We start from the raw sequence: 14471 nt of genomic DNA, 5'->3' as shown, positions 1-14471 counted from the left end.
CATCGACAGCCTGTCCCCCCGCAGCGCGCCCGTCGCCATCGCCGTCGACCAGGTCGGCAAATCCGTGCAGGGCCCGGAGGGTGAAGTCCACATACTGGACAACATCACCCTGACCGTCCATGAAGGCACCAGCGCGGCCATCGTCGGCGCCTCCGGTTCGGGCAAGACCACCCTGCTCGGCCTGCTGGCCGGGCTGGACCTGCCCAGCCGCGGCCGCATTGCGCTGTCGGGCCAGGACCTGGGCGGCCTCGATGAAGAGGCGCGGGCCCAGCTGCGCGCGCGCGAGGTCGGCTTCGTGTTCCAGAGCTTCCATCTGCTGCCGGCGCTGACCGCCGCCGAGAACGTCGCGTTGCCACTGGAGCTGGCCGGGCGCGAGGATCGCGCGCGGGTCGACGAAGTGTTGGCCCAGGTCGGCCTCTCCCATCGTGCCCGCCACTACCCGCGCCAGCTGTCCGGTGGCGAGCAGCAGCGCGTGGCACTGGCGCGAGCCTTCGTCACCCGCCCGCGCATCCTGTTCGCCGACGAACCGACGGGATCGCTGGACCATGCCACCGGCCAGCACGTCAGCGACCTGCTGTTCGAACTCAACGCCGGCAGCGGCACCACCCTGGTACTGGTCACCCACGACCTGCGCCTGGCGCAGCGTTGCCAGTACATCCACCGCATCGATGACGGCCGCCTGCTGCCGGTCGAGCGTGGGGCACAGGCATGAACGTGCTGCGCCACGCGTGGCGCGCATTGCGCCGCGAGGCGCTGGCCGGCGACCTGCTGACGGTGTTCGCCGCACTGGTGCTGGGCGTGGCGGTGATGACCGCGGTGGGCACGCTGGTGAACCGGGTCAACCTGGCGCTGACCGGCAGCGCGGCGGAAATGCTCGGTGGCGATCTCGGCATCGCCGGGCGTGATGACCCGCCGCAGGCATTCGCCGACGAGGCACAACGGCGTGGGCTGGCCTACACCCGCATCGCCAGCTTCGGCAGCGTGCTGTTCAACGGCGATGCCAGCCAGATGGCCAGCATCAAGGCGGTGCAGGCGGGCTATCCACTGCGCGGCACGCTGCGGGTACGGGCCACGCCCGGCGGGGCGCTGATCACCGATGCCGGCATGCCACCCAAGGGCCAGGCCTATGCCGACCCACGCCTTCTGCAGGGGCTCGGGCTGAAGGCCGGCGATGATCTCGAGTTCGGCGCCGGCACGCTGCGCATCGCCGGCATCATCGAGGCCGAGCCCGACACCGGTGGCGACCTGCTGACGCTCTCCCCCACCCTGCTGGTCAACCGCGCCGACGTGGACGGCACGGGACTGCTCGGCCCGGGCAGCCGCATCAACTACCGGCTGATGTTCGCCGGACCAGCCGATCAGGTTGCCGCGCTGCGCCAGTGGTTGCTGCCGCAGGTGAAAGGCCTGCGCCTGCTGAGCGTGGATGACACCCAGCGCGGCGTGCGCCAGGCCTTCGACCTGGCCGGCCGCTTCCTCGGCCTGAGCGCGCTGCTGGCGGTACTGCTGGCCGGCGTGGCCACGGCGCTGGCGGCCAACCGCTTCGCCCTGCGCCGCATCGACCAGGTGGCGATCCTGCGCTGCCTGGGTGCGCGCCAGCGCGACATCCTGCTGGGCCTGGCACTGCAGCTGCTGATGCTGGCGGTGCCGGCCTGTGCGCTCGGCATCGGCCTGGGCATGGCCGCGCAGGAAGGCCTGGTGCAGGTACTGGGCAGCCTGGTGCCGCAGCGCCTGCCGTTGCCCGAGGCGATGCCTGCGCTGACCGGCGCCGGCATCGGCCTGCTGCTGCTGTTCGGCTTCGGCCTGCCGCCGCTGCTGCGCCTGCGTGGGGTGCCGCCGATGCGCGTGCTCAACCGTTCCTTCGCCGCCCTGCCGCCGGCGTCACTGCTGGCCTATGTGGCAGCGCTGGCGGCCAGCCTGCTGCTGGCGGTACAAGTCACCGGCGACCTGAAGCTGGCGCTGTGGGTGCTGGGCGGCCTGGCCGCGCTGGCGCTGGCGGCCGGTGCGGTCGGCTTCGTGCTGCTGCAGCTGCTGCGCGGCCTGCAGCACCGCCTGCATGGCAACTGGCGGCTGGGCCTGGCCGCGCTGACCCGGCGCCGCCTGCTCGCGGTGATGCAGCTGGTCGGGCTGTCGCTGTCGCTGTGCGCGTTGCTGCTGCTGGCAGTGACCGGCCCCGGCCTGCTGCAGCAATGGCGCGAGCGACTGCCTGCGGATACGCCGAATTACTTCCTGATCAACATCCAGCCCGAGCAGCGCGACAGTGTGCTGGCCGCATTGCGTGGACTGGGCGCCGGCGACGCCAGCATCGAACCGATGGCGACCGGCCGCCTGATCGCGATCAACGGCAAGCCGCCGCTGCGCGTAGACCGCGAGCCAGGACAGGACGGGCAACCGGCCCAAGGCGGCCAGCGCGATGACGATGACGAGAACCGGCCACTGAATTTCAGCTGGCGCAGCACCTTCCCGCCGGCCAATACGCTGGTCAATGGCACGTTCTGGAAAGCCGACAGCACCGCGCCGGAAGCTTCGGTGGAAATCGGCTGGGCCAAGCGTTACGGCGTGTACCCGGGCGATCGCATCACCATTGCAGTGGGCGAGCAGGAACGCGAGTTCGCCGTCACCAGCGTGCGCAAGGCGGACTGGAACACCTTCCGGCCGAACTTCTTCGTGTTGCTGAACCCGAATGCGGTGGGCGACACCCCGCACAACCTGCTGTCGGCCTTCCATCTGCCGGCCGGCAAGGCGGCGGGCCTGGGCGAACTGGTACGCGCGCAGCCGAACCTGTCGCTACTGGACGTGGATGCGGTGATCTCGCAGGTGCGCGATGTGATGGAGCGGGTGGCGCAGGCGGTGCAGCTGGTGATGGTGTTCAGCCTGCTGGCTGGTGTGCTGGTGCTGCTGGCCGCGCTGCAGGCCACCGCCGGCGAGCGTCGCTACGACAGCGCGGTACTACGCACCCTGGGTGCGACCCGGCGCCAGTTGCGCGGCGCGGTACTGGTGGAGTTCGGCGCGCTGGGCACGCTGGCGGCGATGCTGGCAGTGGGCGCGGCCGCTGCGATCGGCGTGGCGGTCTCGCAGAAGGTGTTCGAGCTTCCATTGCTGCCGCCGTGGCCGGGGCTGCTGATCGGCGGCGTAGTCGGCATCGGCTTGAGCCTGTTGGCGGGTTGGTGGGGTACGCGGGCGATCCTGCATACGCCGCCGGCACTGGCGTTGCGTGAGGCCTGAGGCGGTTGCGCCTCCGGATGGCGTGCCGAGCAAGCCCGGTCCCACCGGCAGCCGGTGGATGCGGTGCCGGGTACGCCCGGCACCCATCTCCATCGCGGCGATCAGCCTTCCTTGGGCGCCTTTTCCACGTACTTGGCGAAGACCTCGTCGATCTGCGTGTCCTTCACCTGCTTGCCGGACTGGATCGCTTCGGCCTGGGTGAACAGCGGAATGATCAGCGCCATGCCATCGAGCTTGGTCTTCAGGTGCACGCCCGGGGCCTGGCCGAGGAAGCCGTCCCAGCGCTGGCGCACCTTGGCCCAGTAACCGGCAGTGGCCTTCCAGTAGTCACGCGCCGGGGTGAAGTCGACCTCGGTTGTCTTGACGTAGTCGTTGAAGCCGAACTCGCGGGCGATCTCCACCTGGCTGCCGTCGGCGTTGCGCTGCACCTTGGTGTTGAACTGCTCGTGGGTCCAGCCATTGGGCGTGAGCGTGTGGCGGTTGACCACGGCCAGCGCGTTGTAGTCGCTGCGCTTGGTGTACTCACGACGCGGCAACGGGCGCCAGCTCAGGTCGCTGGTCCAGCTCGGCACGTTGTTGGTGTACGTCCATTTGCCGGTGCCACAGTAGCGCGGTGCATCGCTCACTTCATACACGCACTGGGTCCAGGCGCCCTGGTTCACCGCTGCGGGAATGCGGCGTACCTGCCAGGTCTGATCGGCGCTGAACTCGAAACGGCTGGGCGCTTCGTAGACCCAGTCCTGGCGCCAGTGCTTGGTGATGTGGCCGCTCTTCTCATCGAGCAACAGGTGCTGCAGCACGATGCGCTGCGGGGTGTCCTCGACCACGATGACCACTTCGCTGCCGCCGCTGCGCATCGCCGGCGCACGCTCGTAGCCGGGCTTGAGCAGCACGGTCTCGTCGAACGCGAAGTCGACGGTGTACTCGCCCTGCATGGCCAGGATGCTGTCGTGGTCGCGGGCGATGTCGGAGGGCTGCGCGCTGGCCACGCCGCTGGCAGCGAGCAGCAGCATGACGCTGGCTGTCTGGAACTTCATCGGGTCTTCCTTCGGGGTTGCAGGTTCGTTGAGAGGCCGTCCAGGGCCGTCGGGCGTTCCATCAGGAAAGGATCACAGGCGGATCAGCGGCAGGTCGCCGGGGATACGCGGTGCCGGCCGGCGCGCGGCGTCGGCGCAGCAGCAATCGTCGATCGCCAGCTCGCCTTCGGCTCCTTCCAATCGCGCGATGCGACGCGCGGTGGCCGCGCCCAGCGAGGACAGGGTCGACAGGCTGGCCGCCAGGGTGCGGCCCTCGTCCGCGGCATGCAGGCGCAGCGTGCACAGGCGCCAGCGCTGGCCACCGAGGTGCCCGGCCAGGCGACGCCACAGGCGTTCGCTCACACTGCCATCGCGGTCGTGCTGCGGGCCCGGCGGCAACGCCGCGACCAACCGGTCCCAGGCCAGGAAATCGCTGTCGGGCAGCAGGTACAGGCGCCACACGCAGCGGCCGCGGGCATCAAGGAAACACAGGCTTTCGCGTATGCCCTCGCTGTCCACGCTCTGGCAGGCGTGCACGCGCACCGCCTGGCGCCAGCCCCCCAGCTCGTTGCCGTCGGCGTGGTACAGGCACAACACAGTGCCGAGCGTGGCCAGCTGTGCCGGGGTCGGCCAGGCCGCGCTGCCCTGCACGGCGATGGCGTCATTCCTGCGTGCGGACAAGGCTCGGCTCATGGGGTCACCAGGAAACGGCAAGGCTGGCGGAAAGAGTGCGGCCCGGGCTGGTGTAGCGATCCAGCACGCGGCTGGTCGGCGACAGCGTCGAACCCACATTGGACCAATCGATGTAGCGCTTGTCGCCCAGGTTGAACACGCCGACGTTGAAGGTCGCGCCCGGGGCGAAGTTCCAGTGCGCCATCAGGTCGGCCACGCCGTAGCCGGCCGGGCGATACACCGTCGCTGCAGTGACGCGGTCCTTGCGCTTGACGAAGGTACCGGCCAGTTCGACGCCCCAGGCGTCGGTGTCGTACATCAGGCCGACGGTGCTGCGCAGCGGGTCGACCGAATCCAGCGGCGTGTCCTCGGTCTTGTTGTCACCGCGCGACCAGGCCACCGAGCTGCGCAGCGCCCAACCCTGGAGCGCCGGGTTGATCTGGCCGAAGTCAACGCCAGCCTTCAGTTCAGCACCGTAGATGCGCGCATCGGCGATGTTGCGCGACTGGAACACCATCAGGCCCTGCGCGTTGGTACCGACCAGCGACTGCGACTCGATGAAGTCCTTGTACTCGTTGTAGTAGCCGCTGACACTGACGTAGGCGGCCGGTGACAGGAAGCGCAGGCCCAGCTCCAGGCCGTCGCTGGTTTCCGGCTTCAGGTCCGGATTGGGGATGGCGGTGTAACCGAAGGCGAAGTTGGTGAAGCCCAGGTTGACGTCGTTGTACGGCGGCGAACGGAAACCATGCGAGTAGCCGGCGAACAGCGACCATTCGTCGGTGAAGCGATAGACCATGCCCAGCTTCGGCGAGACGCTGGTCTTGGTCAGCCTGGCCACCGCAACGCCGGGATTGTCGTCGGCGAAGATGCTGTCCACTTCCGGCTTCAGCTCGTAGCGATCCACGCGCACGCCCGGCACCAGCGACAGCTTGCCGCCCGCCATGCGCATTTCATCCTGCGCATACAGGCCCAGCTCGGTGGTCTTGCTGATCGGGAAATCGCGTACCGGGAAGGCGTCAGGCAGGATGGTAGTGCTGGTCTGGCCATTGGCCAGAACCTGATAGCCATCGCGCTTCTGGCGGATCTCGGTACGCGCGCCTTCGAAGCCGTAGGTGAGCGCATGTTCGACACTGCCGGTGCTGAACGCCTTGTTGAACTGCGCCTGCAAGCCGTAAACGCGCTGGTCGAAATTGAACTCGCGGTGGCGGCGGCTGCGGTTGGCGCGGTCTTCGTCGGTGACCTGGTTGGTCTCGCTGTGCTGGGTATACAGCTGCCAATGCAGGCTGTCGGCGAAGCCCTTGTCCAGCGCATCCATTTCATGGGCGAACGACACGCGGGTGCGGTTCTGCGTGTCGCGCGCTTTCATGCCGGTGGTGGTGGTACGGTCGATCGAGGACAGCACGTTGGTATCGGTGGTGTCTTCGTTGCCTTCCACGGTCAGGCGGAAGCGCTGGTCCTCGCTCGGTGCATAGACCAGCTTGGCCAGGCCACTGCGACCGTCGCGGTCCTGCGGGTTGGGCGCGGTCCGGGTGTTGTCGAGGCTGCGCACATCGCCCTTGTTGCCGGTTTCCTGGCCCTGGCGATGGTTGATGTTGATCATGCCGCTCCAGTGTTCGCCGCCGAACGCGCCGGTCACGCCGCCGAGCAGGCCCTTCCACTCACCGTCGTAGCCGAACTTCAGGCCGACGTAGCTGTCCTTGCCATCCTTCAGGTAGTCGGCCGGATCCTTGGTGACGAAGGCCACTACACCCCCGAGCGCGTCGGAACCGTACAGCGAACTGGCCGGGCCACGCACGATCTCCACGCGCTTGAGCGTGTCCAGATCGGTGAAGTTGCGGTTGGCGTTGGAGAACGAGCCGATGTTGAAGCTGGTGGGCATGGCGATGCCATCGGTCTGCACGCGCACGCGGTTGCCGTCCAGGCCACGGATGCGGATGCTGCCAAGGCCGAAGCGCGCGGCGCTGCGGCTGACCGACAGGCCCGGCTCGTAGCGCAGCAGATCCTTGATGTCCTGCACCAGGTGCCGGTCCATCTGCTCGCGGTCGATGACATCGACGGTGGCCGCCACGTCACTCACTGCCCGCTCGGTGCGGGTGGCGGTGACCTGCACGCGGTCGAAGTCGCGCGCATCGGGCGCGGCGGTGGCCGCGGCGGCAGCATGGGCGGACAGGGGGAGGGCCATCCAGACGGCGAGGCAAAGGGCGGTAGGGCGGGTCATCGGGTTCGTTCGGTCAGGCAGGGGAACCCCCGGTTACCGGCACACCCGGGAGGTGCACGCGGTAGACCGAGGGGGAGAGAGCGGGCGCGGACGGGTCGCCCACCCTGCCGGCGCTGCCGGCAGGAGGGAGGGAGGCGGGCGACCAGGCCGCGGTTACTTGGTCAGGATCAGCTTGTCGTTGCTGGTGTGCCGCAGGCGGTAGAAGCGGTCGCCGTGCTGGATCAGGATTTCACGACGGCCCTTGAGCAGGGCTTCGCTGTCGATGACCTCTTCCGGCGGAACGACACGGACCGGACGATCGCGGAGGGTCAGCGTTTCGGGGCGCAGCAGTACAGGTTGAGCATTCATGAGCATCTGGACTCGTGCGAGGGACGAGTCAAATGATAATGATTCTCAGTTGACAATCAACAACCATTCTCAATTTGATTGATGGGATTAATGATCGAATTCTGGGATTCGATAGATCATGTCAATCAAATCGCGACTCTACCGAGGCACGAGCCCGAGCCGGCCCGACCGAGGCCCAGGCCCGGTCGGCCCCGGGGTTCAGGCGAAGGCGGCTTCGACCTGCGCCCAGCCAGCCGCATCGACCTGCTCCAGCACCTCCAGCGCCTGCAGGTTCTGCAGCAGCTGGCTGACCCGGCTGGCGCCGAGGATCACGCTGGAGACGTTCGGATTGCGCAGGCACCAGGCAATCGCCAGCGTGGCCGGGGCGTGGCCCAGCTCACGCGCTGCTTCGCTGAAGCGGCGCACCTGGGCCAGGCGGGCCTCGGAGTCGTCACCCAGCACCAGCGCCTGCAGCCATTCCATGCCCTCGCGGCCCAGCCGCGCATCGGCCGGAATGCCCTGGTCGTACTTGCCGGTCAGCAGGCCCGAGGCCAGCGGCGAGAAGATGGTGGTGCCCAGGCCGGCACTGGCATACAGCGGCGCATACTCGACCTCGACGCGTTCGCGGTGCAGCAGGTTGTACTGCGGCTGCTCCATCGACGGGCCCTGCAGGTTGCGTGCTTCGGCGATGTCCAGCGCCTGCTGGATCTGCATCGCCGACCACTCCGAGGTCCCCCAGTAGAGGATCTTGCCCTGCCGCACCAGCGTATCCATGGCATGCACGGTCTCGGCGATCGGCGCGTCCGGATCCGGGCGATGGCAGTAATAAAGGTCCAGGTAGTCCACCCGCAGGCGCTTGAGCGCGGCATGGCAGGCGTCGGTCACATGCTTGCGCGACAGGCCGCGCTGGGTTGGCCGTGGGTCCCTGGCGCTGCCGAAGAACACCTTGCTGGAGACACAGATGCCGTCGCGCGGCAGGCGCAGGTCGGCGATCACATCGCCCATCACCTGTTCGGCGCGGCCGTTGGCATAGCCCTCGGCGTTGTCGAAAAAGTTGACGCCGTGGTCCCAGGCGGCAGCCACCAGGTTGCGGGCCTCGTCGCGTGGGATCTGGTCACCGAAGGTCACCCAGGCGCCGAAGGAGAGGGCGGAAATCGGCAGGCCGGTGGAGCCCAGGCGGCGGTATTGCATGCAAATCTCCTGCTGCGGGCCCGCATCCGGGCCGGGATCGAGCCCCATTCTACCTGCCGCCGCCGGCCGCAAGCCCTTGCCGTTGCTGGCCTGATCGGTACCGATGGGCGCGCGCACGCTGCTTTTTCTTGCCCCGGCCCCTGCCCTGCACTAGGCTTCCCGTTTTTCGCGACGCCCCAGGGGAGTCACTCACATGGTCGAAGGTTTGGGCAGGATCGGCTTCGGCCTGTTCGGGTTGGCGGTGCTGATCGGCATCACCTGGTTGTTTTCCAACAACAAGCGTGCGGTTGACTGGAAGCTGGTTGCCACCGGTATCACCCTGCAGATCGCCTTCGCGGCGCTGGTGATCCTGGTGCCGGGCGGGCGCGACGTGTTCGATGCGCTGGGCAAGGGCTTCGTCAAGGTCCTGAGCTTCGTCAACGAGGGTTCGGGCTTCATCTTCGGCTCGTTGATGGACACCAAGAACTACGGCTTCATCTTCGCCTTCCAGGTGCTGCCGACCATCATCTTCTTCTCGGCGCTGATGGGGGTCATGTACCACCTCAACGTCATGCAGGCGATCGTGCGCGTGATGGCCTGGTCGATCACCAAGGTGATGCGCGTGTCCGGCGCGGAAACCACCAGCGTCTGCGCCAGCGTCTTCATCGGCCAGACCGAGGCGCCGCTGACCGTGCGCCCGTACATCGCCAGGATGACCCAGTCCGAGCTGCTGACCATGATGATCGGCGGCATGGCCCACATCGCCGGCGGCGTGCTGGCGGCCTACGTGGGCATGCTCGGCGGCGGCGACCCGGTGCAGCAGGCCTTCTACGCCAAGCACCTGCTGGCGGCGAGCATCATGGCCGCACCGGCCACCCTGGTCGTGGCCAAGCTGCTGATTCCGGAAACGGGCACCCCGCTGACCCGCGGCACGGTGAAGATGGAAGTCGAGAAGACCTCCAGCAACATCATCGACGCGGCCGCTGCCGGTGCCGGTGACGGCCTGAAGCTGGCGCTGAACATCGGCGCGATGCTGCTGGCCTTCATCGCCCTGATCGCGCTGCTGAACGCCCCGCTGACCTGGATCGGCGATGTGACCGGCCTGGCCGCTGCCATCGGCAAGCCGACCAACCTGTCGACCATCTTCGGTTACGTGCTGGCCCCGATTGCCTGGGTGATCGGTACCCCGTGGGCTGATGCCACCACCGTCGGTTCGCTGATCGGCCAGAAGGTCGTGATCAACGAGTTCGTGGCCTACACCGAGCTGTCGCAGATCGTGAACGGCCAGGTGGCGGGCGTGAGCCTGTCCGACGAAGGTCGCCTGATCGCCACCTACGCGCTGTGCGGCTTTGCCAACTTCAGCTCGATCGCGATCCAGATCGGCGGCATCGGCGGCCTGGCGCCGGAACGTCGCCACGATCTGGCCAAGTTCGGCCTGCGCGCGGTGTTGGGCGGTACCATTGCCACCTTCATGACGGCGACCATCGCCGGCGTGCTGACGCACTTCAGTTGAACCCCTGGTTGAGAAAAGATTTCCTATGAGCAGCAGTGTCGTTGTCGTCGGTTCCTTCAATGTCGATCACGTGTGGCGGTGCGAGTCGCTGCCGGCACCGGGTGCGACCATTGCCGGCCGCTACAGCACCGGCCCCGGTGGCAAGGGCTTCAACCAGGCGGTCGCGGCCTGCCGCGCCGGCGCCGACACGCACTTCGTGTGCGCGCTGGGCGATGACGCCGGCGGCGCCACCGCACGCGAACTGGCCGCGCACGATGGCTTCGGCCTGATTGCCGAAGCCAGCAGCGAGCCGACCGGCACTGCGGGCATCTACGTGGACGCGCGTGGCCGCAACACCATCGTGATCGGCCCGGGCGCCAACGCCGCGCTCAGCACCGACTTCCTGCAACAGCAGCAGGCATTGCTGACCGGCGCCAAGGTAGTGCTGGTACAGTTGGAATCGCCGGTGCAGACCATCGAAGCGGCGCTGGCCACGGCCCGCGAGGCCGGTGTCACCACCGTGCTCAACACCGCACCGGCCGACGCGCCCTCGACCATCGGCCTGCTCAAGCTGGCCGATGTGATCACCCCGAACGAGACCGAGTTCGCCGCGCTGCTCGGCCGCCATGTCGGTGAGCGCGTGGATGCCAACGATGTCGCCGCGCTGGATGGCGCCAGCCTGCATGCGCTCTGCCGCAAGCTGGTCGGCAACGGTACCGTGGTGGTGACCCTGGGTTCGGTGGGCGTGTTCGTCTCGCATGCCGACGAGAACCTGCGCGGCGATAGCCAGCCGTACTACCGCGTCGGCGCCGAGCAGGTGCAGGCCATCGACACCACCGGTGCCGGTGATGCCTTCAACGGTGCGCTGGCCGCGTCGCTGGCGCAGGTGGCCGACGCCCCGTTCGCCCGCCACGTGCGCTTTGCCAACCAGTTCGCCGGTCGCTCGACCGAGAAGGAAGGCGCTGCAGCGGCAATGCCGCGCTTCACCCCGGCCGACGCCGAAGCCAAGTAATTCCACGCCACGCGTGGATGACAAGGCCCGGGTGTACAGGCACCTGGGCCTTTCTTTTGCCCATTGCCCAGCCCCTGCGACCGCCTGTCGCATTGCCCACATCCTGCCCCTCGCTCACGATCCGCGCAGCTTCCTTGCACGGGCAGGACATGGACGGATTCCCCTGGTTGCTGGTCGCGGCCGCAGGCAGTGCCGCTGCGGCGCTGCTGCATATCGGCTGCATCGCCTTCGGCGCCGCGTGGTACAGATACTTCGGTGCCGGCCAGCGCGTGGTCCGGCTCGCGCATGCGGGGCACTGGTGGCCACCGCTGATGACCGCCGGCATCACTGCCTTGCTGGTGGCCTGGACCCTGTACGCACTGGCCGCCGCGGGCTGGCATTCGCCGCTGCCGGCCAGCCGCCTGGTCCTGCCCGCCATCGCTGCCTTGCTGCTGCTGCGCGCCGCGATGGGCTTCGGCCTGGCGCTGTTCCGGCCGGGGTACAACGGCCGGCGCTTCTGGGTGGTCAGTTCGCTGGCCTGCCTGGGCCTGGGGCTGGCCTTCGCCCTGGGTACCCGCCAGGCCTGGCAGAGCCTGGGTTAGCCACCTACCATCGCCCGCCCTTGGGGGCGGCGGAAGCAACCGTCAAGCATCTGCTGATGCCGGTACGGCATGAGGTCGGTGCCGATCGGCCTGAACCCGGGGCCCGCCGACACCGCCCAGGCCGCGCCCGCGCTCTACAATGGGCGCATGCAGATCGGCCCGTACACCATTGCCCCCAACGTCGTGCTGGCGCCCATGGCCGGCGTCACCGACAAGCCCTTCCGCCTGCTGTGCAAACGGCTGGGCGCGGGACTGGCCGCCTCGGAAATGACCATCAGCGACCCGCGCTTCTGGAACACGCGCAAGTCGACCCACCGCATGGACCATGACGGCGAACCGGCACCGATCAGCGTACAGATCGCCGGCACCGAGCCGCAGCAGCTGGCCGAAGCCGCGCGCTACAATGTCGACCACGGCGCGCAGATCATCGACATCAACATGGGCTGCCCGGCCAAGAAGGTGTGCAACGCCTGGGCCGGCTCGGCGCTGATGCGCGACGAGCAGCTGGTGGCGCGCATCCTCGAAGCCGTGGTCAACGCGGTGGACGTGCCGGTCACCCTGAAGATCCGCACCGGTTGGGACTGTGACCACCGCAATGGGCCGGTGATCGCGCGCATCGCCGAGGACAGCGGTATCGCCGCGCTGGCCGTGCACGGCCGCACCCGCGACCAGCATTACACCGGCCAGGCCGAGTACGCCACCATCGGCGAGATCAAGGCCGCGCTGCGCATTCCGGTGATCGCCAATGGCGATATCGATTCGCCGCAGAAGGCCGCCTACGTGCTGCAGCAGACCGGCGTGGATGCGGTGATGATCGGCCGCTCGGCGCAGGGCCGGCCGTGGATCTTCCGCGAAGTGGCGCATTACCTGGCCACCGGGCAGGAACTGCCGCCGCCATCGCTGGCCGAAGTGCGCGACATCCTGCTCGGCCACCTGCATGCGCTGCACGCGTTCTACGGTGAACCGCAGGGCGTGCGCATCGCGCGCAAGCACCTGGGCTGGTATGCCAGGGACCGGCCGGAGAACGCCGCCTTCCGTGCGGTGGTCAACCGTGCCGAAGACCCGCAGAGCCAGATCGCGCTGACCACCGAGTACTTCGACCGCCTGATTGCCGGGGAACCGGCGCTGCCTTCGGCGGCCTGACCGCACTGCCGCGTCACAACGTCGAGCCTGCTCGACCGAATTGAACTCCCAGAGCCCGCCTCCATGACCCCGCCGATCTCCTCTCCGACCTACCTGCACGGGTTTTCCGGCACCGAACAGCAGCGCCTGATGACCCAGGCGCGCCTGCTGGAATCGAGCATCTTCGGCCAGATCGACTACAGCGGTGCACGGCGCCTGCTGGAAGTCGGCAGCGGCGTCGGTGCGCAGACCGAGATCCTGCTGCGCCGCTTCCCCGAGCTGCACGTGACCGGCGTGGACCTGAGCGAAACGCAGCTGGCCACGGCGCGCGAGAACCTGGCGCGCACGCCGTGGTGCAGCGACCGCTACACCCTGCAGCAGGCCGATGCCGGCGAACTGCCGTTCGAGGCCCGCAGCTTCGATGCGGCGTTCCTGTGCTGGGTGCTGGAACACGTCCCCTCCCCTGCCCGCGTGCTGAGCGAAGTGCGCCGCGTGCTGGCACCGGGTTCGCCGGTCTACATCACCGAAGTGATGAATGCCTCGTTCCTGCTCGACCCGTACTCGCCGCACATCTGGCGCTACTGGATGGCCTTCAACGACTTCCAGTACGACCACGGCGGCGACCCGTTCGTCGGCGCCAAGCTGGGCAACCTGCTGCTGGCCGGCGGCTTCCGCGACGTGCATACCGAGATCAAGACCATCCACCTGGACAACCGCGAACCGGCGCGTCGCAAGACCATGATCGCGTTCTGGGAGCAGCTGCTGCTGTCGGCGGCCGACCAGCTGCTGCAGGCCGGCTCGGTGGACGAGGACACCGTGGAAGGCATGCGCCGCGAGTTCCGCCTGGTGCAGAACGACCCGAATTCGGTGTTCTTCTATTCGTTCGTGCAGGGCCGCGCGACGGTGTATTGAGCCGACGCGGCACTAATGCTCCCGCATCCACGCATGGCGTGGATCTACTCAACGGCGCCGGCTGCGGGCGCTGATCGACGCAGTGGAGCCACGCCATGCGTGGCTGCCACCGCCGATGTCCCGCCATCCACGCAGGGCGTGGATCTACTCAACGGCACCGGCTGCGGGCGCTGATCGACGCAGTAGAGCCACGCCATGCGTGGCTGCCACCGCCGATGTCCCGCCATCCACGCAGGGCGTGGATCTACTCAACGGCACCGGCTGCGGGCGCTGATCGACGCAGTAGAGCCACGCCATGCGTGGCTGCCACCGCCGATGTCCCTTCATCCGCGCATGGCGTGGATCTACTCAACGGCACCGGCTGCGGGCGCTGATCGACGCAGTAGAGCCACGCCATGCGTGGCTGCCACCGCCGATGTCCCTTCATCCGCGCATGGCGTGGATCTACTCAACGGCACCGGCTGCGGGCGCTGATCGACGCAGTAGAGCCACGCCATGCGTGGCTGCCACCGCCGATGTCCCTTCATCCACGCATGGCGTGGATCTACTCAACGGCGCCGGCTGCGGGTGCTGATCGACGCAGTAGAGCCACGCCATGCGTGGCTGCCAACGCCGATGTCCCTTCATCCACGCATGGCGTGGATCTACTCAACGGCACCGGCTGCGGGCGCTGATCGACGCAGTGGAGCCACGCCATGCGTGGCTGCCACCGCCGATGTCCCGCCAT

General features: G+C 68.1%; 12 protein-coding genes. 7 read left to right on the top strand and 5 right to left on the bottom strand.

Translation table 11 applies throughout. The features are described from left to right. Nucleotides 1-64 precede the first annotated feature (64 nt). The gene (locus ACSDHM_RS01730; protein ID WP_088497863.1) at nt 65-712 is read left to right on the top strand and encodes an ABC transporter ATP-binding protein; all 648 of its coding nucleotides are present in this window, start codon (nt 65-67) and stop codon (nt 710-712) included. Then, nucleotides 709-3222, top strand: a complete 2514-nt coding sequence (locus ACSDHM_RS01725) for an ABC transporter permease (protein ID WP_439426597.1) — start codon at nt 709-711, stop codon at nt 3220-3222. Before ACSDHM_RS01730 ends, ACSDHM_RS01725 begins: the two co-directional genes overlap by 4 nt. Nucleotides 3223-3323: 101 nt before the next feature. Here ACSDHM_RS01725 and ACSDHM_RS01720 read toward each other — a convergent pair whose 3' ends face one another. The 5 genes from ACSDHM_RS01720 to ACSDHM_RS01700 form a co-directional block, all read right to left on the bottom strand. Continuing rightward, nucleotides 3324-4259: a DUF6607 family protein gene (locus ACSDHM_RS01720; RefSeq protein WP_188241501.1), complete on the bottom strand. Its 936-nt coding sequence runs from the start codon at nt 4257-4259 to the stop codon at nt 3324-3326. 72 nt (nt 4260-4331) lie between these two features. Beyond that, a complete protein-coding gene (locus ACSDHM_RS01715; RefSeq protein ID WP_088497861.1) occupies nt 4332-4931 on the bottom strand; it encodes a Hemin transport protein in 600 nt (199 codons plus the stop codon). A 4-nt stretch (nt 4932-4935) separates the two neighbouring features. Beyond that, on the bottom strand, nt 4936-7128 hold the full coding sequence (locus ACSDHM_RS01710; RefSeq protein WP_353080554.1) for a TonB-dependent hemoglobin/transferrin/lactoferrin family receptor: 2193 nt from the start codon (nt 7126-7128) through the stop codon (nt 4936-4938). Between the two features lie 153 nt (nt 7129-7281). Beyond that, a complete protein-coding gene (gene hemP, locus ACSDHM_RS01705; RefSeq protein ID WP_005412278.1) occupies nt 7282-7476 on the bottom strand; it encodes a hemin uptake protein HemP in 195 nt (64 codons plus the stop codon). 198 nt (nt 7477-7674) lie between these two features. Then, entirely contained in the window at nt 7675-8646 is a 972-nt protein-coding gene (locus ACSDHM_RS01700) for an aldo/keto reductase (protein ID WP_072167870.1), read from the bottom strand. Nucleotides 8647-8839: 193 nt separating this feature from the next. Between ACSDHM_RS01700 and ACSDHM_RS01695 the strand changes: the two genes are divergently transcribed. From ACSDHM_RS01695 to ACSDHM_RS01675, 5 genes are all read left to right on the top strand, one after another. Further along, a complete protein-coding gene (locus ACSDHM_RS01695; RefSeq protein WP_072167869.1) occupies nt 8840-10138 on the top strand; it encodes a NupC/NupG family nucleoside CNT transporter in 1299 nt (432 codons plus the stop codon). Between the two features lie 25 nt (nt 10139-10163). Continuing rightward, entirely contained in the window at nt 10164-11129 is a 966-nt protein-coding gene (locus ACSDHM_RS01690; protein ID WP_088497859.1) for a ribokinase, read from the top strand. Nucleotides 11130-11278: 149 nt separating this feature from the next. Next, entirely contained in the window at nt 11279-11710 is a 432-nt protein-coding gene (locus ACSDHM_RS01685; protein ID WP_065178745.1) for a hypothetical protein, read from the top strand. 147 nt (nt 11711-11857) lie between these two features. Further along, complete coding sequence (dusB, locus tag ACSDHM_RS01680; protein WP_439426964.1) at nt 11858-12853, top strand: tRNA dihydrouridine synthase DusB; 996 nt, start codon at nt 11858-11860, stop codon at nt 12851-12853. A 63-nt stretch (nt 12854-12916) separates the two neighbouring features. Continuing rightward, nucleotides 12917-13744: a methyltransferase domain-containing protein gene (locus tag ACSDHM_RS01675; protein ID WP_439426596.1), complete on the top strand. Its 828-nt coding sequence runs from the start codon at nt 12917-12919 to the stop codon at nt 13742-13744. Nucleotides 13745-14471 lie beyond the last annotated feature (727 nt).

Source organism: Stenotrophomonas sp. T8, from assembly GCF_051853085.1.
GTDB lineage: Bacteria > Pseudomonadota > Gammaproteobacteria > Xanthomonadales > Xanthomonadaceae > Stenotrophomonas > Stenotrophomonas sepilia.
Note: the sequence above shows the minus strand (reverse complement) of the source record. Positions and strands in the feature narration are given on the sequence as shown.

Bases quoted from the DNA above. Each gene is read 5' to 3' on its own strand.
- ACSDHM_RS01725 (WP_439426597.1), top strand. From the start codon at position 709: ATGAACGTGCTGCGCCACGCGTGGCGCGCATTGCGCCGCGAGGCGCTG.
- ACSDHM_RS01720 (WP_188241501.1), bottom strand. From the start codon at position 4,259: ATGAAGTTCCAGACAGCCAGCGTCATGCTGCTGCTCGCTGCCAGCGGC.
- ACSDHM_RS01715 (WP_088497861.1), bottom strand. From the start codon at position 4,931: ATGAGCCGAGCCTTGTCCGCACGCAGGAATGACGCCATCGCCGTGCAG.
- ACSDHM_RS01710 (WP_353080554.1), bottom strand. From the start codon at position 7,128: ATGACCCGCCCTACCGCCCTTTGCCTCGCCGTCTGGATGGCCCTCCCC.
- hemP (WP_005412278.1), bottom strand. From the start codon at position 7,476: ATGAATGCTCAACCTGTACTGCTGCGCCCCGAAACGCTGACCCTCCGC.
- ACSDHM_RS01700 (WP_072167870.1), bottom strand. From the start codon at position 8,646: ATGCAATACCGCCGCCTGGGCTCCACCGGCCTGCCGATTTCCGCCCTC.
- ACSDHM_RS01695 (WP_072167869.1), top strand. From the start codon at position 8,840: ATGGTCGAAGGTTTGGGCAGGATCGGCTTCGGCCTGTTCGGGTTGGCG.
- ACSDHM_RS01690 (WP_088497859.1), top strand. From the start codon at position 10,164: ATGAGCAGCAGTGTCGTTGTCGTCGGTTCCTTCAATGTCGATCACGTG.
- ACSDHM_RS01685 (WP_065178745.1), top strand. From the start codon at position 11,279: ATGGACGGATTCCCCTGGTTGCTGGTCGCGGCCGCAGGCAGTGCCGCT.
- dusB (WP_439426964.1), top strand. From the start codon at position 11,858: ATGCAGATCGGCCCGTACACCATTGCCCCCAACGTCGTGCTGGCGCCC.
- ACSDHM_RS01675 (WP_439426596.1), top strand. From the start codon at position 12,917: ATGACCCCGCCGATCTCCTCTCCGACCTACCTGCACGGGTTTTCCGGC.